Origin of the sequence: Hymenobacter persicinus, assembly GCF_004167665.1 — a bacterium.
Lineage (GTDB): Bacteria > Bacteroidota > Bacteroidia > Cytophagales > Hymenobacteraceae > Hymenobacter > Hymenobacter persicinus.
Genome location: NZ_SEWE01000007.1, coordinates 19,709 through 40,661, shown reverse-complemented (window position 1 = coordinate 40,661; position 20,953 = coordinate 19,709). Strand labels below are relative to the sequence as shown.

General features: G+C 62.0%; 17 protein-coding genes. 3 read left to right on the top strand and 14 right to left on the bottom strand.

Annotation, left to right across the window (positions count from 1 at the left end; genetic code table 11):
- Positions 1–146: 146 nt before the first annotated feature.
- On the top strand, positions 147–1,166 hold the full coding sequence (locus tag EWM57_RS04905) for a bifunctional heptose 7-phosphate kinase/heptose 1-phosphate adenyltransferase (protein WP_129920020.1): 1,020 nt from the start codon (positions 147–149) through the stop codon (positions 1,164–1,166).
- A gap of 104 nt (positions 1,167–1,270) precedes the next feature.
- Here EWM57_RS04905 and hemE read toward each other — a convergent pair whose 3' ends face one another.
- Both hemE and EWM57_RS04895 read right to left on the bottom strand, forming a co-directional pair.
- The gene (gene hemE / locus EWM57_RS04900) at positions 1,271–2,317 is read right to left on the bottom strand and encodes a uroporphyrinogen decarboxylase (RefSeq protein WP_129920019.1); all 1,047 of its coding nucleotides are present in this window, start codon (positions 2,315–2,317) and stop codon (positions 1,271–1,273) included.
- Between the two features lie 120 nt (positions 2,318–2,437).
- Entirely contained in the window at positions 2,438–3,055 is a 618-nt protein-coding gene (locus EWM57_RS04895) for a MarC family protein (protein ID WP_129920018.1), read from the bottom strand.
- A gap of 153 nt (positions 3,056–3,208) precedes the next feature.
- Between EWM57_RS04895 and purE the strand changes: the two genes are divergently transcribed.
- Positions 3,209–3,763: a 5-(carboxyamino)imidazole ribonucleotide mutase gene (purE, locus tag EWM57_RS04890; RefSeq protein WP_129920017.1), complete on the top strand. Its 555-nt coding sequence runs from the start codon at positions 3,209–3,211 to the stop codon at positions 3,761–3,763.
- Positions 3,764–3,878: 115 nt separating this feature from the next.
- Positions 3,879–5,042, top strand: coding sequence for an endonuclease/exonuclease/phosphatase family protein (locus EWM57_RS04885; protein ID WP_207218268.1), 1,164 nt, complete (start codon positions 3,879–3,881; stop codon positions 5,040–5,042).
- Between the two features lie 89 nt (positions 5,043–5,131).
- Here the strand turns inward: EWM57_RS04885 and EWM57_RS04880 are convergent, their stop codons facing one another.
- The 12 genes from EWM57_RS04880 to EWM57_RS21755 all read right to left on the bottom strand — a co-directional run bounded on the left by EWM57_RS04880 (position 5,132) and on the right by EWM57_RS21755 (position 20,924).
- A complete protein-coding gene (locus tag EWM57_RS04880; RefSeq protein ID WP_129920016.1) occupies positions 5,132–6,274 on the bottom strand; it encodes an FAD-dependent monooxygenase in 1,143 nt (380 codons plus the stop codon).
- A gap of 66 nt (positions 6,275–6,340) precedes the next feature.
- Entirely contained in the window at positions 6,341–6,850 is a 510-nt protein-coding gene (locus tag EWM57_RS04875) for a hypothetical protein (protein WP_129920015.1), read from the bottom strand.
- Positions 6,851–6,941: 91 nt separating this feature from the next.
- A complete protein-coding gene (gene dnaK, locus EWM57_RS04870) occupies positions 6,942–8,882 on the bottom strand; it encodes a molecular chaperone DnaK (RefSeq protein WP_129920014.1) in 1,941 nt (646 codons plus the stop codon).
- Between the two features lie 247 nt (positions 8,883–9,129).
- Positions 9,130–9,492 carry a hypothetical protein gene (locus EWM57_RS04865; protein WP_129920013.1) on the bottom strand — a complete coding sequence of 121 codons (363 nt, stop codon included), beginning with the start codon at positions 9,490–9,492 and terminating at the stop codon, positions 9,130–9,132.
- A gap of 581 nt (positions 9,493–10,073) precedes the next feature.
- Complete coding sequence (gene preA / locus EWM57_RS04860) at positions 10,074–11,465, bottom strand: NAD-dependent dihydropyrimidine dehydrogenase subunit PreA (protein WP_129920012.1); 1,392 nt, start codon at positions 11,463–11,465, stop codon at positions 10,074–10,076.
- Between the two features lie 3 nt (positions 11,466–11,468).
- Entirely contained in the window at positions 11,469–12,797 is a 1,329-nt protein-coding gene (locus tag EWM57_RS04855; RefSeq protein ID WP_165370415.1) for an FAD-dependent oxidoreductase, read from the bottom strand.
- Between the two features lie 166 nt (positions 12,798–12,963).
- Positions 12,964–13,821 carry a nitrilase-related carbon-nitrogen hydrolase gene (locus EWM57_RS04850; protein ID WP_242509984.1) on the bottom strand — a complete coding sequence of 286 codons (858 nt, stop codon included), beginning with the start codon at positions 13,819–13,821 and terminating at the stop codon, positions 12,964–12,966.
- A gap of 213 nt (positions 13,822–14,034) precedes the next feature.
- Positions 14,035–15,411: a dihydropyrimidinase gene (hydA, locus tag EWM57_RS04845; protein WP_129920010.1), complete on the bottom strand. Its 1,377-nt coding sequence runs from the start codon at positions 15,409–15,411 to the stop codon at positions 14,035–14,037.
- Between the two features lie 275 nt (positions 15,412–15,686).
- Positions 15,687–17,039, bottom strand: coding sequence for an aminotransferase class III-fold pyridoxal phosphate-dependent enzyme (locus tag EWM57_RS04840; protein ID WP_129920009.1), 1,353 nt, complete (start codon positions 17,037–17,039; stop codon positions 15,687–15,689).
- Between the two features lie 161 nt (positions 17,040–17,200).
- On the bottom strand, positions 17,201–18,673 hold the full coding sequence (locus EWM57_RS04835) for a CoA-acylating methylmalonate-semialdehyde dehydrogenase (RefSeq protein ID WP_129920008.1): 1,473 nt from the start codon (positions 18,671–18,673) through the stop codon (positions 17,201–17,203).
- Between the two features lie 395 nt (positions 18,674–19,068).
- Positions 19,069–20,019, bottom strand: a complete 951-nt coding sequence (locus EWM57_RS04830) for an alpha/beta hydrolase (protein ID WP_129920007.1) — start codon at positions 20,017–20,019, stop codon at positions 19,069–19,071.
- Positions 20,016–20,924 carry a pseudouridine synthase gene (locus EWM57_RS21755; protein WP_129920006.1) on the bottom strand — a complete coding sequence of 303 codons (909 nt, stop codon included), beginning with the start codon at positions 20,922–20,924 and terminating at the stop codon, positions 20,016–20,018. Before EWM57_RS21755 ends, EWM57_RS04830 begins: the two co-directional genes overlap by 4 nt.
- Positions 20,925–20,953 lie beyond the last annotated feature (29 nt).

The window sequence follows — 20,953 nt, the reverse complement described above, 5'->3', positions numbered from 1 at the left end:
ATCCAGCCCTTTGCCGTTCGTGCGGTGAAGGGCTGGTTTGTTGGCAGCGAAGCGGCCGGGTAGGAACCAGCCAGTAACCGGCAGGTCAGACTGTGCCGATGCCGCCGCGCCTGTTTACCTTTGCCGCTTCCTTCAGAATTGCTGCAATGTCCGCTTCTTCCCTTCCTGCTTCGCTGCCCGAGTTGTTTGCCGCCTTCAACCGCCTGACCGTCCTCATCGTGGGCGACGTGATGATGGATGCCTACGTGTGGGGCAAAGTCGGCCGGATTTCGCCCGAGGCCCCGGTACCGGTGGTCAACGTGGGCCGCACGGAGCAGCGCCTGGGCGGGGCCGCCAACGTGGCTCTAAACGTGCAGGCCCTGGGCGCGACGCCTCTGCTCTGCGCCGTGGTAGGCGAAGACACCGGCGGCGACCAGCTCATCGGCCTGCTGCTCGACAAAGACCTCTCGGCCGAGGGCATCGTGCGCAGCGCCCACCGGCCTACCACCGTCAAGCAGCGCATCCTAGCTGCCGGGCAGCAGCTAATCCGCATCGACTCGGAAGTGGAGCACGACCTGAATCCGGCCGAATCCGCGGCCCTGCAGCAGCGTTACGAGGCCCTACTGGCCCGGGCCGACGTGGTGATTTTCGAGGATTACGACAAGGGCGTGCTCAACGCAGGCAGCATTGCCCACTTCATCGACCTGGCCCGGCAGCGCGGCATTCCGACGGTCGTGGACCCCAAGAAAAAGAACTTCCTGGCTTACCAGTACTGCACGCTGTTTAAGCCCAACCTCAAGGAGCTGCGCGAGGGCCTCAAGCTCGAATTCGGCGACACCGACGCTGACCGGCCTCAGTTCGAAGCCGCCGTGGACCGCCTGCGCGAGCTGCTCACGCCCGAAATTGTGCTCGTGACCCTGTCGGAGCGGGGCGTGTTCAGTGAGTCGGCGGCCACCGGGCGCAGCTACATCCCGGCCCACCTGCGCATGATTTCCGACGTTTCCGGGGCTGGTGACACTGTGATTAGCATTGCGGCCCTCTGCGTGGCGCTGGGGCTGCCCGCGCCCGTCACGGCCGCGCTGGCCAACCTGGGCGGCGGCTTGGTCTGCGAGCAGGTCGGGGTGGTGCCCATCGAAAAGCAGCGCCTGCTGGAAGAAGCCCAGCAAACCGGCTTGCAGCTGGTCTAGCCCCTCAGCAGGCGAAGTCGTTGCAATTCATTCCGCGCAACCCTTGTACAACAAAAAGCCCCGCCGGATGAACGGCGGGGCTTTTTGTTGGCGAAAGTCCTGAATTACAAATTGCCCTGACGCGCCATGGGGCTAAATTCCTTGACCGTATCGATGAATACGCGCACGTTGTCGGCGTCGGTATCGGGGTAGACGCCGTGGCCGAGGTTGGCAATGTGGCGGTGCGGGCCGAAGCGGCGCAGCATATCGATGGTGGCCTGCTGGACCTGCTCGCGCGAGCCGTAGAGGGCGCAGGGGTCAAGGTTGCCCTGCAGGGTTTTCTCGTTGCCGATGGCGGCGCGCACGGCCCGCGGGTCCTCGTTCCAGTCGAGGCCGATGGTGCGGCAGTTGAAGGTGGCAAACTCCGGCACGGCGAAGTAGGCCCCCTTGGCAAACACGGTTACGGGCACGTCGGGCAGGGCATTGCAGATTTCGGCAATGTAGCGCGACGAAAACTCGCGGTAGTGGTCGGGGGGCAGAATGCCGGCCCAGGAGTCGAACACCTGAATCAGATTGGCGCCGGCCGCTACCTGGGCCTGCAAATAGGCAATGGTCGTGGCCGTGATTTTGCGCAGCAGCTCGTGGGCCAGGGCCGGGTCGGTGTAGAGCAGACGGCGGGCCTTGCTAAACGTTTTGGAGCCGTGCCCTTCCACCATGTAGGCCAGAATCGTCCAGGGGGCGCCGGCAAAGCCAATCAGCGGCACCCGGCCGTTGAGGGCGCGCTTGGTCACGCGGATGGCTTCGAGCACGTAGCCCAGGTGCTCTTCGGGGTCAGCCACGCGCATGCGGGCCACGTCCTGGGCACTTTTGATGGTTTCGGGAAACAGCGGCCCGCGGGCCTCAATCATTTCGTAGGTCAGGCCCATGGCCTCGGGCACCACCAGAATGTCGGAGAAGATGATGGCCGCATCCACGTCGAGGGCATCCACGGGCTGAATGGTGACTTCCGCCGCCAGGTCCGGGGTTTCGACCAGCTCCTTGAAACCGCTTAAACGGGCGCGTAGGGCCCGGTATTCGGGCAAAATGCGGCCGGCCTGGCGCATGAGCCAGACGGGAGTACGTTCGGTTTCTTCGCCGCGGGCGGCACGGAGCAGGAGGTCGTTCTTGAGCATAGGAGCAGGGCAGGAGCCGGAAATGGGGCGCAAGTTACGGCCTGCCGGGCAGGATTGCAGCGAAAGCGCCACCTTCCCGCAATTCTTTGACTCCGAAGGCCCTCGTAAAAGCCCGCGCCGCTACTCCTGAAACAGTGCCTTAATGGCCGTGGCCAGAAAGTTGACGCCAATGGCCAGGGTTAAAAAGCCCATGATGCGGGCCAGGGCCGCCATGCCCGGGCGGCCCAGAAAGCGCGTCAGCCTGAGCGACGACATCAGAATGATGTAGGCGGCGAAGGCCACGAGCACGAAGCCGAAAAAAATCAGGCCCATGTCGAGGAAGGTGAGCTTTTTGGTGAACAAGCCGATGCACACGGCCATCGAGCCCGGGCCCGACAGCATGGGCATGGCCAAGGGCGTGAAGCTGATGTCTTCTTTGTGCATACTTTCCTCGAGCGTGGCGTCCGACACCTTGGCGCGGTTGCCGCCCGGGGTGAGCAGGTCGAAGGCGGAGCGCATGAGCAGAATGCCACCCGCAATGCGCAGGTGGTGAATGTTGATGCCGAAGAAGTTGAGCACGTACTGCCCGGCAAAAAACGACACCGACAGCACGCCAATCATGTACAGGCAGGCTCGCAGCGCGATTTGGGCGCGGTGGCTGGGCGTGTCGTCTTCGGTCAGGGTCAGAAACACGGGCATGGCCCCGAAAGGGTTCACGACCGAAAACAGCGTGGTGAAGGTGGCGAGTAGAATTTCCATAAACCCGGGAATGGCGGCGGCTAGCCGGGTAAAGGTACGAGGGATTAGGAATCGGCAAACCGGTTAAAATGGTATGTTTGGTGAGCCAACCACCCGCCGCCGCCTGCGTACAAGCGGCCGGAAGGTACGGTAGCCTTTTTCTTCGCGCATTGCATGACCACCACTCCTCCTCCCGCGTCGCTCGCGGTCCACGACTCAGTCGATACGCCCCTGGTGGGCATCGTCATGGGCAGCCAGTCGGATCTGAAAATTATGTCGGCCGCGGCGGAAGTGCTCCGGCAGTTCGGCGTGAGCTACGAAATCACGCTCGTCTCGCCCCACCGTACGCCTCACCGCCTCGTGGAATACGGCGAAACGGCCCGTAAGCGCGGCCTGCGCGTACTTATTGCCGGCGGGGGCGGAGCGGCCCACCTGCCCGGGATGCTGGCCGCCTTCACCACCTTGCCCGTCATCGGCGTGCCCATCAACTCGACCACTTCCATCCGCGGGCTCGACTCGGTGCTGTCGATGCTGCAAATGCCGGCCGGGGTGCCCGTGGCTACCGTAGCCATCGACGGGGCCGCCAATGCCGCCGTGCTGGCCACCCAGATGCTGGCCTTGAGCAATGCCCGCCTGGCCGACGTGCTGGAAAAGTACCGCACCTCGCTCAAGGACAAAGTCATGCGCACCATTGAGGAGCTGCGCAAAGGCGGCTTCAACGACGACTAAGCGAGATGGTAAACTGGTGCGCTAGTGAGTTGCCGTTCCGCTGGCGCAGGACGGCGCCGCTTGTGCCACCAGCAACTCCAACTCACCATTTCACTAACCCACCATTTCACCTTCTGTGCCCGATTTCGACGCTTCTTTTTGGTTACTGCTGGGGCGCTGCGTCGTCCTGGTGCTGGGCGCTGCGGCCATCCTGGCCACGCTGCTGCCACTTCTGAAAGAGGAGGCGTGGTGGATTCGGGTGTTTGACTTTCCCCGCCTGCAGATTATCGGCGTGGCCCTGCTCAGCGCCCTGGCCGCGGCACTGGTGCACCTGGAGTCCTGGCCCGGGGGCTGGGTGGCCATGGGGGCCATGGCCGCCGTAGGCGCCTACCAACTCTACCGGGTCATTCCCTACACGCCGTTCGTGCGCAAGCAGGCCGCCGATGCCACTTTGCTGGGCCCCGACAAGCACCTGAGCCTGGCCGTAATGAACGTGCTGCAGTACAACAAGCAGGCTCAGCGCGCCCTAGGCGTGATTCAGGCCTGCGACCCCGACGTTATTATGGCCGTCGAGACGGACCAGTGGTGGCTGGATCAGCTCCGGCCCCTGGAGAAAACCCACCCCTACACCTGCCACGAGCCGCTGGAAAACACCTACGGCCTGCTGTTTTTCTCCCGTCTGCCCCTGCGCGACGCCCGCATTGAGTACCTGCTCGACGACGATATTCCCTCCGTGCACGCCCACGTGCAGATTCCTGGCACCGACACCTGGGTGCGCCTCTACGGCCTGCACCCGAAGCCGCCGGCGCCGGCCGAGTCCAAGACCAGCACCAAGCGCGACGCGGAGCTGCTGCTGGTAGGTAAAGCTATTGAGGAAAAGGATGAGCCTACCATCGTGTTCGGCGACATGAACGACGTGGCCTGGTCCCACACTTCGGAGCTGTTCCGGCGCGTGAGCGGCCTGCTCGACCCGCGCGTGGGCCGGGGCATGCTGCCCACCTTCCACGCCGAATACCGCCTGCTGCGCTGGCCCCTCGACCACGTCTTTATCTCGCCCGACTTCAAGGTGGCCAACATTGAGCGGCTACCCTACGTGGGCTCCGACCACTTTCCGATCTGCATCAAGGTCAGCTACGAGCCCCACGCCAAGGCCGAGCAGGAGCAGAACGCCGAGCAGGCCGATGCCGAGGACGAGCAGGAGGCCCAGGAAAAAATCGAGAAAGGCTTTGAGGAGGAAGAGCAGCAGGAGGCCGAGGAGCAGCGCACCCCGGCCGAGGCGGCCCTAAAGCTCAGCCACTAGCCCAGGCTGCCGCCGGGCGGTACAATAAAACAAACCGGCGCCCTGAGCTACTTCCTTGTCCGTCGAAGCCGCAGTTGTGCGTCGGGAGCTTAGTCGCCTTCGTAGAGAAAAGCCATCTGCTGCTCGTTGATTCGAGCGGGCAGGCTGCGCATCACGGCATTGCGCAGCGTTACCAGCAGCGGATTGGTCAGCTGCGCAGCCCGGCCCAGCTGCCACGACTGCTCCACGATGCGCGTAGTACGCGGGCGGCGGCGTTGGTCGAATTGGGCAAAAGCGTCGGTCAGGTCCGGGGTTTCGCGCAGGCAGCGGGCCAACATAGCGGCATCTTCCACGGCCATGCCCGCACCCTGTCCCATGTTGGGCGTGGTGGCGTGGGCCGCGTCGCCGAGCAGCAACACCCGTCCGTAGTGAAACGTCGGCAGCGGCTTCAGATCCAGAATGTCGCCCCAGAGCAGGCGGTCGGGTGGGGTCAGGGCCAGCACCTGCGGAATGGGCGCGTGGAAATGGGCAAAGTGGCGCTGCAAATCAGCTATGGTGAAAGCCTGAAACTGCGGGTTGCGGGCGGTTTTGCTGACCACGCAGGCAAACCAGTACGCCTGCCCGTTGCCGAGCGGCACCAGGCCAAAGCGGCCCGTGCGGCCCCAACTTTCGGTGGTGCGGCCCGCCGGCAGGTGCAGACTCGAAACGTCGACCACGCTCCGCCAGCAGGTATAACCGGCGTAGCGCGGCTGGCTTTGCGGCCGCAATTGCAGGCGCACCCGGGAACGAATGCCGTCGGCGGCCAGCAGGGCATCGGCACTGACCTGGGTGCCATCCTCAAACCAGGCCGTGACCTGGGTTGGCGTCTGCTCGAAGCGGACCAGGCGCTTGCCCAGGTGCACGGTGCCGGGCGGCAGCGCGGCCAGCAGCTCCCGTTGCAGGTCGGCGCGGTGAATGGCCAGGTTGTCGTAGCCCAGCCGGTCGGTGAAAGAGCGGGTGTCAATTTCGTTTAGCGGCCGCCCCGTCTCGTCCAGCAGGCCAATGCCGGTCAGGGCGAAGCCGCGCGCGTGCACGGCCGCGTGCAGGCTCATAGCGTCGAGGGCGCGCATGGCATTGGCCCCCAGCACCACCCCGGCCCCGATTTCCCCCAACTCGGCCGCCGCTTCCAGCACCTGTACCTGATGGCCTAGCTTCAGCAGGGCGTGGGCCGTGGCCAGTCCGGCAATGCCGCCGCCAATGATAAGAAACTGCATACGCAAGCTCGGTTAAGCGAAGAGGCCCAAAGGTACTAACGCCTCCGCCACAGCAAGGCGCCGCTGTCAGCGGCCGGCCAGCAACCGATACAAAGCCGCCAGACCAATCAGAGCTACCAGAATTCGCCCCACCACACCCCACACTTGCATATGACTCCGCGCCGGCGGCGGCGGGGAATGCGGAACCCGGGCGCTCAACGCGGCGGGGGAGGTGTCGTAGCCCTGCTGTTGCAGCAGCTGATGCGCCAGCAGCACGTCGAAGCTCGTCCACTCCCCAGCGTGCAACACTAGCTCCAGCAGCTCATCCGGCGAGAAAGTGAACAGGTAGTGGTCCGGCGAAACCTGGGCCAGCAGGGCCTGATTCAGCTCCTGCTCCAGCCGGGCTACCCTGGCGCGGTCGGCCGGATCAACGAGCAAAACCAGCTGGGCCTGCGGGGCATTGTAGGCAAAAGTCGGATCGAATCCGGGCTGGCTGGAGTCGATATGGGTTTGGTAGGCAATACCGTGCTGGTCCAGTACGGCCAGCAGCGGCTGGGCGGCGGCGCTGGAGGCATAGGAGCAATAAGGCTGCAGCATAGCGGGGCGGGTGGCGTATTTCTCCGCGCAAGAACGCAAAAAGGCCCGGAGCAACTTGCTCCGGGCCTTTTTCATTGGACAAGCTAGAGAATTACTTCTGGCCGTCTACTTCTTCGTAGTCCACGTCGGTCACGTTGTCGTGGCCGGCGGCCTGGCCGTTGCCACCCTGGGCCTGGCCGGCGTCGCCGCCGGGGTAACCCTGAGGCTGCCCTTCGCCGCCCTGCGTGGCGTTGTACATTTCGGTCGAGGCCGCTTCCCAGGCCGAGTTGATGGCCGCCATGGCGGTGTCAATCTGGCTGATATCCTTGCTCTCGTGGGCCTTCTTGAGGTCGGCCAGGGCATTTTCCACGGCCGTCTTGTTGCCAGCGCTCAGCTTGTCGCCGTACTCCTTGAGCTGCTTCTCGGTCTGGAAGATCATCGAGTCGGCGGCGTTTACTTTGCCAATGCGCTCGGTCTCGGCCTTGTCGGCTTCGGCGTTGGCGGCGGCTTCGTTGCGCATGCGCTCAATGTCAGCGTCGGTCAGGCCCGAGGAGGCTTCGATGCGGATTTTCTGCTCCTTGCCGGTGCCCTTGTCCTTGGCCGAAACGTGCAGGATACCGTTGGCGTCGATGTCGAAGGTTACTTCGATTTGCGGAACGCCGCGGGGTGCTGGCGGAATCGAGTCGAGGTGGAAGCGGCCGATGGTGCGGTTCTGCGAAGCCAACGGACGCTCCCCCTGCAGCACGTGAATCTCAACCGAGGGCTGGGAGTCCGAAGCCGTGGAGAAGGTCTCCGATTTCTTGGTCGGAATCGTGGTGTTGGCTTCAATGAGCTTGGTCATCACGCCGCCCATAGTCTCGATGCCCAGGCTCAGCGGGGTCACGTCGAGCAGGAGCACATCCTTCACTTCGCCGGTCAGTACGCCACCCTGAATAGCGGCGCCGATGGCTACCACTTCGTCGGGGTTCACACCTTTCGAAGGCTTCTTGCCGAAGAACTTCTCCACTTCCTCCTGGATGCGGGGAATCCGGGTCGAGCCACCTACCAGAATCACTTCGTCGATGTCGGAAGTGCTCAGGCCGGCGTCCTGCAGGGCTTTTTTGCAGGGGTCCATCGAACGACGAACCAAGGCATCAGCGAGCTGCTCAAACTTGGCGCGGCTCAGCTTCACCACCAAGTGCTTGGGGCCCGAAGCCGTAGCGGTGATGTAAGGCAGGTTGATTTCGGTTTCGGTCGAGCTGGACAGCTCCACTTTGGCCTTTTCGGCGGCTTCTTTCAGACGCTGCAGGGCCATGGGGTCCTGGCGCAGGTCGAGGCCTTCGTTCTCGCTCTTGAACTGGTCGGCCAGGAAGTTGATGATGACCTGGTCGAAGTCGTCGCCGCCGAGGTGGGTGTCACCGTTGGTGCTCAGTACTTCAAACACGCCGTCGCCCAGCTCCAGGATGGAGATGTCGAAGGTACCGCCGCCGAGGTCATAGACGGCAATCTTCTGGTCCTTGTGCTTCTTGTCGAGGCCGTAGGCCAGGGCAGCTGCGGTGGGCTCGTTGATGATGCGCTTCACGTCGAGGCCGGCAATGGCGCCGGCTTCCTTGGTGGCCTGGCGCTGGGCGTCGTTGAAGTAGGCGGGCACCGTAATAACGGCTTCCGTCACCGACTGACCCAGATAGTCTTCCGCGGTCTGCTTCATCTTCTGGAGCACCATGGCCGAAATTTCCTGGGGCGTGTACTGCCGGTCACCGATCTGCACGGCTACCGTGTTGTTGGAGCCGCTCACCAGCTTGTAGGAGACGTGCTTGGCTTCCTCGGTTACTTCACCGAAGCCGCGGCCCATGAAGCGCTTAATCGACTGAATCGTGTTCTGCGGATTGGTAATGGCCTGACGCTTCGCAGGGTCACCGACTTTCCGCTCGCCTTTGCCATTGTCGAGGAACGCCACAATCGAGGGAGTCGTGCGGCGGCCTTCGCTGTTTGGAATCACCACCGGCTCATTGCCTTCCATGACGGCGACGCACGAGTTGGTGGTGCCGAGGTCAATACCGATTATCTTTCCCATGTGGATGGTTGGTGTTTATAGAATGTGTGAGATGTCAGTTCAAACGATGCGAATCACTCGCGCCGGACTGATTACAAGACGCGTACCAGACCGGTTTTAGCCGCTTTTCCGTGACAGATTGTCATTTTGCAATGTTTCAGTTCCGGTTTTCGCGACGGACTGACTTCTACGGGAAAATTCGGGTTGGGATTCTCTGCCAGGTGGGCAGGAAGTGGTTTTGTGAAAGGTTATGCGCTTAGGTCGCCCACTACTTTATTTCCAACTTCCGTTTGCGTATCCAGCGCTGCCAGAGCCAGAAAGTAAACCAGTTTGATTTAGCGGGCCACGGCCCATCCTGAACTTGATAAGTTGAAGACATGGGAAATTTGCCGTCTTTGGTCCAAACGGCTAAGGCCGATATGCCGGAAATTAGCTTTTGGATATAGTCAATAGCCTCTTCCGCATCGTCCATTGGATAACCTCCCGTATTACCCTCCCCATCTAAGCTGGTAAAGTGGCGATGATGCTCATCGAAATAAACGGTCAGTTCGTCGTTTTCAGAGGAAACGATGAAATGTAGACCGAAAGGAGAGGTTAGCTCAATATTAAAATACCCGCCCATTGCCATCAAGAACTACTGAAAGTCAGGAAATGCTGCGAGCAGAGCGGCTAACCTTTGAGTAGAGTAAGGGGAAAGCATTGTAAGAATGGGGTAAAAAGGTGCCTAGCTACTTTACGTTAAGCGCGGGCATGCGCAACAAATTATCCCAATCTCGTATATTTGCTACGCTCCCAAAGAACAAACGGCGGCCGGAGCCGAAACCCTGACCGCCGCCATCCTACGGATGCCCGAGCCAGTGGCTTACCACAGCTCGAACTGCTCCCCCTAGTGCCGCCTTAACTAGCTCTAGGGAGATGCGAAACCAACCAGCCTTGCCGGTTTGCTTCGCCTTCGTACGCACCTTTTTCATCGAGAAAGAAGATTGGGTGTCACTGCACCCGCTTCTTGAAACCCCGACTGCGCCAACAGCCGGGGTTTCGCCTTTTACAGGCTACCGTGTTGGCGGGGTGGTTACCGTACGCTTGCGTCAAAGGTAGGGAGCAGGAAAAGAATGTAATTCAATTATTGAATAAAATGTGTACGCCAAACGGCCCCCGATTCCAACGTGGATTCGGGGGCCGTTGCCTTAAGTGTAGTCGGGATTCAGGGCTTTACTCGGTTACTTCCTGCGTCACGGTTACCTTCTCGAACTGGCGGGCTTTGCCGGGCAGGGTTTTGTGCTTCTCCTTGCCCAGGGCGGCAGCGGGCTCGGGGACCCAGTGGTGGCGGCCGCCGGCTTTTTCATCGTTGAACTCGGTGGGGATGTCGTTGGCCTCGGTGCGCTCCTTCCAGGTTACGTGGGCCGTGCCGTCGTCCTTACGGTCCATGGTGATGCAGTCCTCGACGGGGCAGACCAGGGAGCAGAGGTTGCAGCCCACGCAGTTGGCCTCGATGATTTCGGGGACGCGGGTGCCGGCGTTGAGCTTGATGGCCTGGTGGGCGCCGTCTTCGCAGGCGGTGTAGCAGAGCTGGCAGCCGATGCACTTCTCCTCGTGGATGTTGGCCGTCACCTTGTACTTCATATTCAGGTCTTCCCAGTGCAGCACGTTGGGCAGGGCCTTGCCGACGAAGTCGTAGATGGTGTTGAAGCCCTTATCGACCATGTACTGCTCCAGGCCGCTGGTCATTTCGCGGATGATGCCGAAGCCGTAGTGCATGGCGGCGGTGCAGACCTGCACCGAGGAGGCCCCGAGCAGGATGTGCTCCACCGCGTCGCGCCAGGTTTCGATGCCGCCGATGCCGGAGATGGGCAGGCGCACGTCGGGGTGCTGGGCGCAGTTCTTGAGCATGTTCAGGGCAATGGGCTTCACGGCCGGGCCGCAGTAGCCGCCGTTGGAGCCCTTACCGTCGACGATGGGGTAGGGGGCGAACAGGTCGAGGTCGACGCCGACGATGCTCTGGATGGTGTTGATCAGCGAAATGGCGTCGGCCCCGCCGCGGCGGGCGGCCATGGCGGGCTCGGTGATGTCGGAGATGTTGGGCGTGAGCTTGACGATAACCGGGATTTTGGCCACTTCCATCACCCACTCCACGATGGTCTGGAGCACCTCGGGCTCCTGGCCCACGGCCGAGCCCATGCCCCGCTCGCACATACCGTGGGGGCAGCCGAAGTTCAGCTCGATGCCGTCGGCGCCGGCTTCTTGGCTCTGGCGCACGATGTCGTGCCACTCCTGCCGGCTCTGCACCATCAGGGAGGCAATGACGGCGTGATTCGGGAAGCGCTTCTTGACTTCCTCGATTTCGCGCAGGTTGTCGGAGAGGGGGCGGTCCGAAATCAGCTCGATGTTGTTGAAGCCCATCATGCGCTTGTCGCGGTAGTTGACGCTGCCGTAGCGGCTCGACACGTTCACGACGGGCACGCCCAGGGTTTTCCACACCGCACCGCCCCAGCCGGCGTCGAAGGCTTTCATCACCTGGTAGCCGGAGTTGGTCGGCGGCGCCGACGCCAGCCAGAAGGGGTTCGGGGACTTGATGCCGGCAAAATTTATGGACAGATCGGGCATGGCTTACTTGCGGGAAAGGTATTCGTGGATGCCGCGGGCGGCAGCTTTGGCTTCGGCGGCGGCGTTGACGACTTCCGCGCCGCCGTTGCGGGCGTCGCCGGAAGTGAAGTACTGCGGGTTGGTGGTCTGCCCCGTGCGCTCATCGGCCACAATGCGGCCCTTGCCGTCGGTTTTCAGGCCGCCAATCAAGCTCAGGAAGTGGGTCTGCTTGGCTTGGCCGGTGGCTTTAATCACCATGTCGCAGGGCTCGACGAACTCGGAGCCGGGTACGGTCTGCACCTGGCCCTCGTGCAGGGCGGTGCGGATGAACTTGACGCCCTCCACCTTGCCGTTGCCCACGATTTCGACCGGAGCCACGTTGAACAGGCCTTTCACGCCCACGCCTTTGGCCAGGTCGTACTCGAACTCGTAGGCGCCCATGTCCTCTTTGCCGCGGCGGTAAGCCAGAATGACGGAATCAGCACCTAGGCGAGACGACTCGGAGGCGGCGTCCATGGCCGTGTTGCCGCCGCCGAGCACGATGACCTTGCGGCCCACGGTGGTAGCGTGGTGGTTCATGCGCAGCTGCTCGATAAACTCGACGGCGCCCACGCAGTTTTCGCGCTCCTCGCCGGGCAGCAGCAAAGCGTTGGTGCGGCCCAGGCCGATGCCCAGGAAAATAGCGTCGTAGCCTTCTTCCAGGGCCTGCAAATCGGCCTGGGAGGTGATGGGCGAGTTGTACTGCACCGAGTAGCCAAACTGCTTTTGCAGGTAGGCCATTTCGGCCAGGACTTCCTCGTTGGTGATTTTGTAGGGGGCCACGCCGTACACGGTCAGGCCCGAGGGCTGGTCTTTGGCCTCGAATACGTCGACCTCGTAGCCGAGGGCGCGCAGTTCGCAGGCCGCCGAAATGCCGGCCGGACCCGCGCCGACGATGGCGACCTTACGGCCGTTGGGAATGCCGGCCTGCATCAGCGGCTTTTCTTCCTCAATGGCCTTGCGGGTGGCAAAGCTTTGCAGGCGCCCGATTTCGATGGGCTTCACGTCCTGGAGGTTGTACACGCAGGCGCCCTCGCAGAGCACTTCCGTGGGGCAAACCTTGCCGCAGGCGTTGCCGAAGTAGTTGGCCTCGTAGATAGTGCGGGCGGCGCCAGTGTCGTTGCCGGAGTTGATCTGACGAATGAACTGGGGAATGTCGATGCCCGAGGGGCAAGCCTGGATGCAGGGGGCGTCGAAGCAGAACAGGCAGCGCGAGCTTTCGAACAGCGCCTCGGAGGCGTTCATCCGGGGCTTGAGCTGGGCAAAGTTCGCGTGAAATTCCTGCTCGGAAGTAGGAGTAGAGTATTCGGCCATGCGGCGGGAATTGCAGAGGTGGAAAGAAAAAATAAACCAGAACGTCATTCCGAGCGCAGCAAAGCGGAGCTGAGGAATCTCGCGTGCTGACGTCAGATTAGTAATTCAACGACGCCACGCGAGATTCCTCGACAAGCTCGGAATGACGTTCTGGTTTTATGGAGTCCTACAATTCGACCAGCTTCTCGTAGGTCTCGGGACGACGGTCGCGGAAGAACTGCCAGGTGTTGCGCACTTCGTCAATCATGTCGAGGTCGAATTCGGCAATGAGCAGCTCGTCCTTGTACTCGTCGGCCTGGGCGATAATCTGCCCGCGCGGGTCGACGAAGTAGGAGGTGCCGTAGAAGCGGCCCAGGTTCCAGGGCTTCTCCTCGCCGACGCGGTTGATGCAGCCCATGAAGTAGCCGTTGGCGGCCGCGTGGGCGGGCTGCTCGAGCTTCCAGAGGTACTGCGAGAGGCCGGCCACGGTGGCGGAAGGGTTGTAGACGATTTCGGCGCCGTTCAAGCCCAGAATGCGGGCCCCGTCGGGGAAGTGCCGGTCGTAGCAGATGTAGACGCCCACTTTAGCGTACTTGGTCTGGAACACGGGGTAGCCCATGTTGCCGGGGCGGAAGAAGAACTTCTCCCAGAAGCCGGTGGTGTGGGGAATGTGGTTTTTGCGGTACTTCCCGAGGTAGGTGCCGTCGGCATCGATGACGGCGGCGGTGTTGTAGAGGAAGCCGGCCGACTCCCGCTCGTAGATGGGCACGATGATGACCATGTTGTACTTCTTGGCGTACTCAGCCATGCGGTCCGTGGTCGGGCCGGGCACCGATTCGGCCGAAGCGTACCAGGCTTTGTCCTGGCCGGGGCAGAAGTAGGGCGTGTTGAAGATTTCCTGCAAACACAGAATCTGCACGCCCTGGCGGCCGGCTTCTTCGATGAGCGGAATGTGCTTCTGCACCATGGCTTCCATGATTTCGGCAATCGTGCCTTCACCTTCGGTCATCGGCAAACTCATCTGGATGAGGCCGGATTTAATCATTCTTGGCATTGGTAAGAGAAAGGAAAAGAGTGGGGGGAATGAGTTTGAATGTCAGTTGTTAGAACGTCATGCTGAGCGAAGCCAAAGCATCTCTACTGCTTCGTTGGCCTCACCCCAATCCCTTTCCAGAAGAGAAGGACTAAGGTTAGCATTGCAACGTCAGCCCGCGAGGTTCCTCGCGCTGCTCGGAATGACGTTCTGGAGAAGTGGTTCCTAAAAAGCCGTTTTGCCGCGCTTGATGAACTGGCCGTAGCCGCGGCCGACTTTGGCTTGCCCGCCGTCGATGGCCACTTGGCCGCGGAGCAGTACGGTGTCAATTTTGCCGGTCAGCTCCCAGCCTTCGTAAGCCGAGTGGTCGACGTTCATGTGATGAGTGGCGGCTGAAATCGTGTGCTTTTTAGTCGGGTCGATGATGACCAGGTCCGCGTCGGCGCCGATGCTGATGGTGCCTTTGCGGGGAAACATGCCGAAGATCTTGGCCGCGTTGGTGCTGGTCACTTCCACGAACTTCTGCAGGCTGATGCGGCCTTTGGCTACGCCTTCGGAAAACAGCAGCTCCATGCGGTGCTCGATGGCGGGGTGGCCGTTGGGAATCTTGGAAAAGTCGTCCTTGCCCATGAGCTTCTGCTCCCACATAAACGGGCAGTGGTCGGTGCCCACGACCTGCACCAAACCCTGGTTGATGCCGGCCCAGAGCGTTTCCTGGTCCTTTTTCTCCCGCAGCGGCGGCGACATCACGTACTTGGCCCCGTTGGCCTCGTCTTGGTAGAGCGAGGCGTCGAGCACGAGGTACTGAATGCAGGTTTCCACGAACACGCGCTGGTTGCGCTCCGTGGCCCGGCGCACCTGGTTCAGGGCACCTTCGCAGGTCAGGTGCACGATGTAGGCGTTCACGCCGGTGTAGTTGGCAATGTCGGCGAAGCGGCCCGAGGCTTCCGATTCCGTGACTTCGGGCTGGCTCAGGTAGTGGTAAAGCGGGGTCATTTTGCCCTGGGCGCGGTGCTGGGCGATGAGCGTGTCAATCATGTCGCCGTTGGTGGCGTGGGCCGTCACCAGGCCGCCGTGCTTGCGCACTTCCTGCATGAGGCCCACCATCTGCGCGTCGTCAATCATGAGCGCGCCCTTGTAGGCCATGAAGGTCTTGAACGAGGTGATGCCCTCGGCCACCATGTCCTTGATTTCCTCCTTGGTGCTGGGGTTGAAGTCCGTCACGGCCATGTGGAACGAGTAGTCGCCGACGGCGGTACCGGTGGCGCGGCCCTGCCATTCGGTAAGGGCCTGGCGCAGGCTGTGGCCCTGCTTCTGGAGCACGAAGTCGATGACCGTAGTAGTGCCCCCGTGCAGGGCGGCGCGGGTGCCGGTTTCATGAGTATCGGAACTGAAGGTGCCCATAAACGGCATGTCCAGGTGCACGTGCGGGTCGATGCCCCCGGGCACGATAATCTTGCCCGTGCAGTCGATGACTTCCGCCCCGTCGGCAGCCAGATTCCGGCCCAGGGAGACGATGGTTTCGCCCTCGATGAGCACGTCGCACACGCTGTCGGAGTCGGCCGTCACCACGCGGCCATTCTTGAGAAGGTAAGACGCCATTAAAAACGAGAGAGTGAGAAAGTTATAGCTGGAAAAAGTAGCGGTTTTCGCCGCCGAAAGCAAGCCTCAGCGCCCAAAATTTGGCAACAGCAAGGGCTGAGCCGACGCAAAATCGGCTGGGGAAAGCTTCGGAAGAGAGGGGAAACTTATAGCACCAAGTAGAATGTCATGCTGAGCCTGCCGAAGCATCTCTACCGAGGTGGTAAAAATGCCGGAGCAACGAAGCGGTAGAGATGCTTCGACTTCGCTGCGCTCCGCATGACGTTCTACAAAACCTAGTGCACGTACTGGTCAGCGACGCTGATGGCCTGGGAGATGATTTCGAGGCCTTCGTCCAGCTCATCCTTGGTAATGTTGAGCGGGGGCGCGATGAAGATGTAGTTCCAACGCACGAAGGTGTACATGCCCAGCTCTTTGATCTTGGCCATCACTTTGTTCATGATGTCCATCTGGGCCGGAGCGGCGTTCCAGGGCGCCATCGGCTCCTTGGTCTGCCGGTTTTTCACCAGCTCGATGCAGCCGAACAAACCCGTGTTGCGCCAGTCGCCGATGCTGGGGTGCTTCTCAATCAGCTCAGCCATCCGCTGGTCGAGGTACTTGCCCATCTGCACGGTGTTTTCGAGCAGGTTGTCTTCCTCGTAGATGTCGAGCACGGCCACGGCGGCGGCGCAGCTTACCGGGTGAGCCGAGTAGGTCAGGCCCAGGGGCAGGGGCTTGTCGTCGAAATGGTGGGCAATGGCGTCGTCAACCATCACCGCGCCCAGGGGCAGGTAGCCGGCGGTGATGCCCTTGGCCATGGCCATGATGTCGACTTTCACACCGTGGTGGTCGGAGCCAAACCACTTGCCGGTGCGGCCGAAGCCCGACATTACCTCGTCGGCAATGAGCAGGATGCCGTGCTTGTCGCAGATTTCGCGCACCCGCTTCCAGTAGCCAGGCGGATACTTGATGCAGCCCGAGGTGCCCGACTCGCCTTCGAGCACGATGGCCGCCACGCTGCCCGGATTCTCGTAGCCGATGATGCGCTCCATGGCGTCGGCGGCGCGCTGGGCGCACTCCTCGGGCGTACTGCTGTGCCAGGGGCAGCGGTAGAAAAACGGGTTTTCGACGTGCACCGTGCTAGGCATGGCCTGGGAGTCGACGGCGAACTTGCGTGGGTCGCCGCCCACGCTCATAGCTCCGTAAGAAGCGCCGTGAAACGACTGGTACAGCGACACAATCTTGTGGCGGCCGGTATACACGCGCGCTAGCTTGATGGCATTTTCAATGGCCTCAGCCCCGCCCAGCGTGAAAAACGCCTTGGTCAGGTTGGGGGCCGTGATTTCCGCGAGCTTTTTGCCTAGGTCGCCGCGGGTTTTGGTGATCATGCCCGGGTACACGTAGCTCAGCTCGCGCATCTGGGCGGCCACGGCCTCGGTCACGCGCTGGTCGCCGTGGCCGATGTTCACGTTCATCAGCTGGGAGCTGAAGTCGATGTAGCGCTTGCCGTCCCGGTCGTAGACATACACGCCCTCGGCGCGCTCGGCGCTGATGGGGTTCAGGCCGCTCTGCTTCGACCACGAGAAGAGCGTGTGGTCGAGGTTGTCCTGCAGAATCTGGTTTTTATCGGTGTCGGTGTAGGTTTCCATGGGTTGTTTGGCCTCACCCCCTAGCCCCCTCTCCGGAAGAGAGGGGGAACTAGCTTTAGCAAACTAAAGTCTAGTTTCAGATAGGAGCAAGGTGATTTTAGAGTTAAAAACTAAAAGCTAGTTCCCCTCGCCCTCCGGAGAGGGGCTAGGGGTGAGGCACTCTAGCTCATCCAGTTCACTCGCGACTCCGGATTCCACTTGGTCGTGGTTTTCTTGAGCTGGGTCCAGAACTCGATGGAGCTTTTGCCAGTGATGTCGCAGGCGCCGAACTTGGAGTCGTTCCAGCCCCCGAAGGAGAAGGGTTCCCGGGGCACCGGCACGCCGATGTTGACCCCAATCATGCCCGCGTTAGCGTGGTCCATGACGTAGCGGGCCGAGCTGCCGCTGCTGGTAAAGACGGCGGCGGCGTTGCCGTAGGGGTTACTGTTTTCAATGCTCAGGGCCTCATCGAGGGTGTTGGTGCGCATGATGGCCAGCACCGGACCGAAGACTTCCTCCTGGGCACTGCGCATGTCGGGCGTCACGTAGTCGATGACGGTGGCGCCGACGTAGTAGCCGCCCTCGTGGTCGGGCACGGTGGCGTTGCGGCCGTCGAGCAGCACTTTGGCGCCGGCGGCCTCGGCCTCGGCAATGTGCTTTTCAATCCGCTCCTTGGCAGCCTTGCTGATGACCGAGCCCAGGTTCTGGCCGGGCACAATCTTGCGCGCTTCTTCCACAATCTTGGCCACGATGTCGTCGACGGCCCCCACGCCGACCATCGTCGAGCCGGCCATGCAGCGCTGCCCCGCGCAGCCCGACATGGAGGCGGCCACGTTGGAAGCCGTCATTTCGGGGTGGGCATCAGGCAATACCATCAGGTGATTTTTGGCCCCGCCCAGCGCCACGCAGCGCTTCAGCTTCGACGTCGCGCGGATGTAAACCACCTTGGCAATGGCCGTGGAGCCCACGAACGACACGGCCTGAATAGCCGGATGGTCGCAGATGGCCTCCACGATTTCCCGGTCGCCGTGCACGATGTTGAGCACGCCGTCGGGCAGGCCGGCTTCCTTGAGCAGCTCGGCAATTTTGCCCGCGCTCAGCGGTACCATCTCCGAGGGCTTCAGAATCATGGTGTTGCCCAGCACAATGGCGTTCGGAATCGTCCAGTGCGGCACCATGTTGGGGAAGTTGAAGGGAGCAATGCTGGCCACCACGCCCAGGGGCTTGCGCTCCACGCGGGCTTCCACGCCCTTGCTCACTTCCAGAAACTCGCCCTGGATCAGCTGGGGCATGGAGCAGGCAAACTCGGTCAGCTCAATGGCCTTCTCGACTTCGGCGCGGGCCTCGTCGTAGGTTTTGCCATTTTCTTCGCGCACCAGGTCGGCCAAGGCCTTCATGTCGCGCTCCAGCAGGGTTTTGTAGCGGTAGAAAATCTGCACCCGCTCCTTGATCGGGGTGCTTGACCAAGCGGGGTAGGCGGCCTGGGCGGCCTGCACGGCGCGGTCCAGCTCAGCAGTGCCCGACAGGGGCAGGGTAGAAATGACTTGGCCGGTCAGGGGGCTCTCTACGTCCATTGTCCGGCTCGTCGGTTCGGCTTCAAATTGACCAGCGACGTAGTTGCGAACAACAGGGTATTTTACTGTTTGGACTTCCATGTTACGTTTGTGTTAAGCTTTGCAAGTAACAGGTTTCCGGAAAACAACCCAACTATGGCTATATTTTTTATTCCGGGGCAAGTGAGTGGTTACCCACCCCAGGCAAGCCATTGATAGCTAAAAAGGAGCGTCCACGCGGTTGTAGCGCAATTAGCTGCTAATTATGAGCGGGCAAAGGGCACTGAATAATTTGTGCGGGCCCAGGCCATGGGCAACGGGCAAAGCCGTGGTGCGGCCGGGGGCAATAAAAAGTACTATTTGCTTTCGGCCCGGTAGAAGCCCAGGTAGCCGAAGCTAACTACATGCTTATAAGGTGAAGCGCAGATGAAGGGCGCCGGGAGCGGCGGCCTTCATCTGCGGGGCCGCAACTGCTATGCCGGCCGCGAAAGAGCGGGTTACTGCTGCCCCGAAAGCGCGCGGTTCAGAAAAGTTTGGATTTGCTGCTGCCAGACGGTGGAGGAGCGGAGCCAATAGGGCTCGTGGCCGGCACCGGGGAAGTAATGACGTTGCTTGAATCCGGCTAGAGCGGCGAAGATGTCGTCGGTTTCCCGCCGCGTGACGCGCTGGTCGGCCAAGCCGTAGAGCAGCAGCGTGGGCGTCGGGATGCGGCGGGCGTAGCGGCGCGCATCGTGGCCAAAGGCCCAGAAACCGTTTTGGGCGCCACCCCAGAACACGAGTAGGTTGGCCAGCGGAAAAGCGGGCACACCCATGGCCCGAAAGCGGTTTTGCGCCGTTTCGAGCAGGCTGCCGTACGGACACTCCATGATGGCCGCCGCAGGACGGATGCCCAGCTCCCCTTCAGCCCGCAGAATGGCCATGGCGCCCATGCTCACGCCGTACAGCACGATGGGCGTAGCCGGACGTTGCTGTTGCAAAAACTGAAAGGCAGTGGCCACGTCTGCCGCCTCGTAGTAGCCCACGGTGCAGCGGTAGCCGGCCGAGTTGCCCGCCCCACTCATATCAACGAGCAGGGTAGAATAGCCGAGGGAGCGGAAAAATGCAGCCTCCGTCAGCAGCCGGGATTTGTCGCTGGTGTAGCCGTGAAACAGAGCCACGCTGCCTTTAGGAGCTTCGACGGGGCTGTACCACATTTCCAGCCGGCCGTTCGGGCCATCCAGGGCCAGGGTCTGGTAGGGAAAAGCGGGAACGGCCGCACCGGTGGGCTTGGGGTTGGCAACGCCGGTCAGCAGCAAGCCGAGCTTGGCCGCTACGGAAAGCTTTTCGGGACTGGACGTGCGCGGGCCGGCTTCGCCGCGGAAGTGCGTGAAGTGCCAGGCGTGATTAAACGCTACAATGTTGAGAAGCAGGAACAGGCCGAGCAGAATCAGCCCAATTCGCCGTTTCACCGGGGGCGGGAAGGCCGGCCGGCGCCGGATTTGCCCCCTGGCCCGCCCGACTTGCCGCTGGGTCCAGCTTTGCCCGCCCCGGGCTTACCGCCGGTCGGCTTACCACCGGCCGGGCGGCTGCCAGCCGACTTGCTGCCCGGCCCGGCTTTTGGTCCGGTGCTGCGGTTGCCGTCGGGTTTGCCGAAGCCGGATTTGCCCCCGGTGGTCTTGCCGCCCGCGGCGGGCTTGCGGGAGTCGCCGGAGGGGCGGATACCGCCGGGCCAGAAACCGCCCTGCTTGGCCGCACCGGGCGTGCGGGCACCCGATTTGAAGTCGTTGGGACCCAGCACCTGCCCGGCGGTGAGCTCCTTGAGGTCTTTTACCTCGTCGGCCGTCAGGTCGCGCCACTTGCCCGGCGTCAGGCCGGCAATGCGCAGGTCGGCAATCTGGACCCGGATCAGGCGCAGGGTGGGAAAGCCCACGGCGGCCGTCATCTTGCGTACCTGCCGGTTCATGCCCTGGGAGATGGTGATGCGCAGCCAGGTGGTCGGGATGTTGGCCCGAAAGCGCACCGGCTTGCTGCGCTCGGCTACGTTGACGGGCTCGGGTAGAATTTCTGCGTCCGCGGGCGCCGTAAAGCCAGTTTTGATATCGACGCCGCGGCGCAGCTGATCCAGGGCTTCTTCGGTCGGCACGCCTTCCACCTGCACCCAGTACGTTTTGGGAATCTTGAAGCGCGGCTCCGACAGGCGGTGCTGGAGGGGCTTGTCGTCGGTGAGCAGCACGAGGCCCTCGCTGTCGTAGTCGAGGCGGCCGACGGGGTACACGTTGGGCACGTTCACAAAATCCTTGAGCGTGGCGCGGCCGTTTTCGTCGGTAAACTGGGTGAGAACTTCGTAGGGCTTATGGACGAGAACGTAGCGCATGGCGGAAGGAAAAAGGGGGCGCGAAATGT

Bases quoted from the DNA above. Each gene is read 5' to 3' on its own strand.
- EWM57_RS04905 (WP_129920020.1), top strand. From the start codon at position 147: ATGTCCGCTTCTTCCCTTCCTGCTTCGCTGCCCGAGTTGTTTGCCGCC.
- hemE (WP_129920019.1), bottom strand. From the start codon at position 2,317: ATGCTCAAGAACGACCTCCTGCTCCGTGCCGCCCGCGGCGAAGAAACC.
- EWM57_RS04895 (WP_129920018.1), bottom strand. From the start codon at position 3,055: ATGGAAATTCTACTCGCCACCTTCACCACGCTGTTTTCGGTCGTGAAC.
- purE (WP_129920017.1), top strand. From the start codon at position 3,209: ATGACCACCACTCCTCCTCCCGCGTCGCTCGCGGTCCACGACTCAGTC.
- EWM57_RS04880 (WP_129920016.1), bottom strand. From the start codon at position 6,274: ATGCAGTTTCTTATCATTGGCGGCGGCATTGCCGGACTGGCCACGGCC.
- EWM57_RS04875 (WP_129920015.1), bottom strand. From the start codon at position 6,850: ATGCTGCAGCCTTATTGCTCCTATGCCTCCAGCGCCGCCGCCCAGCCG.
- dnaK (WP_129920014.1), bottom strand. From the start codon at position 8,882: ATGGGAAAGATAATCGGTATTGACCTCGGCACCACCAACTCGTGCGTC.
- preA (WP_129920012.1), bottom strand. From the start codon at position 11,465: ATGCCCGATCTGTCCATAAATTTTGCCGGCATCAAGTCCCCGAACCCC.
- EWM57_RS04855 (WP_165370415.1), bottom strand. From the start codon at position 12,797: ATGGCCGAATACTCTACTCCTACTTCCGAGCAGGAATTTCACGCGAAC.
- EWM57_RS04850 (WP_242509984.1), bottom strand. From the start codon at position 13,821: ATGATTAAATCCGGCCTCATCCAGATGAGTTTGCCGATGACCGAAGGT.
- hydA (WP_129920010.1), bottom strand. From the start codon at position 15,411: ATGGCGTCTTACCTTCTCAAGAATGGCCGCGTGGTGACGGCCGACTCC.
- EWM57_RS04840 (WP_129920009.1), bottom strand. From the start codon at position 17,039: ATGGAAACCTACACCGACACCGATAAAAACCAGATTCTGCAGGACAAC.
- EWM57_RS04835 (WP_129920008.1), bottom strand. From the start codon at position 18,673: ATGGAAGTCCAAACAGTAAAATACCCTGTTGTTCGCAACTACGTCGCT.
- EWM57_RS21755 (WP_129920006.1), bottom strand. From the start codon at position 20,924: ATGCGCTACGTTCTCGTCCATAAGCCCTACGAAGTTCTCACCCAGTTT.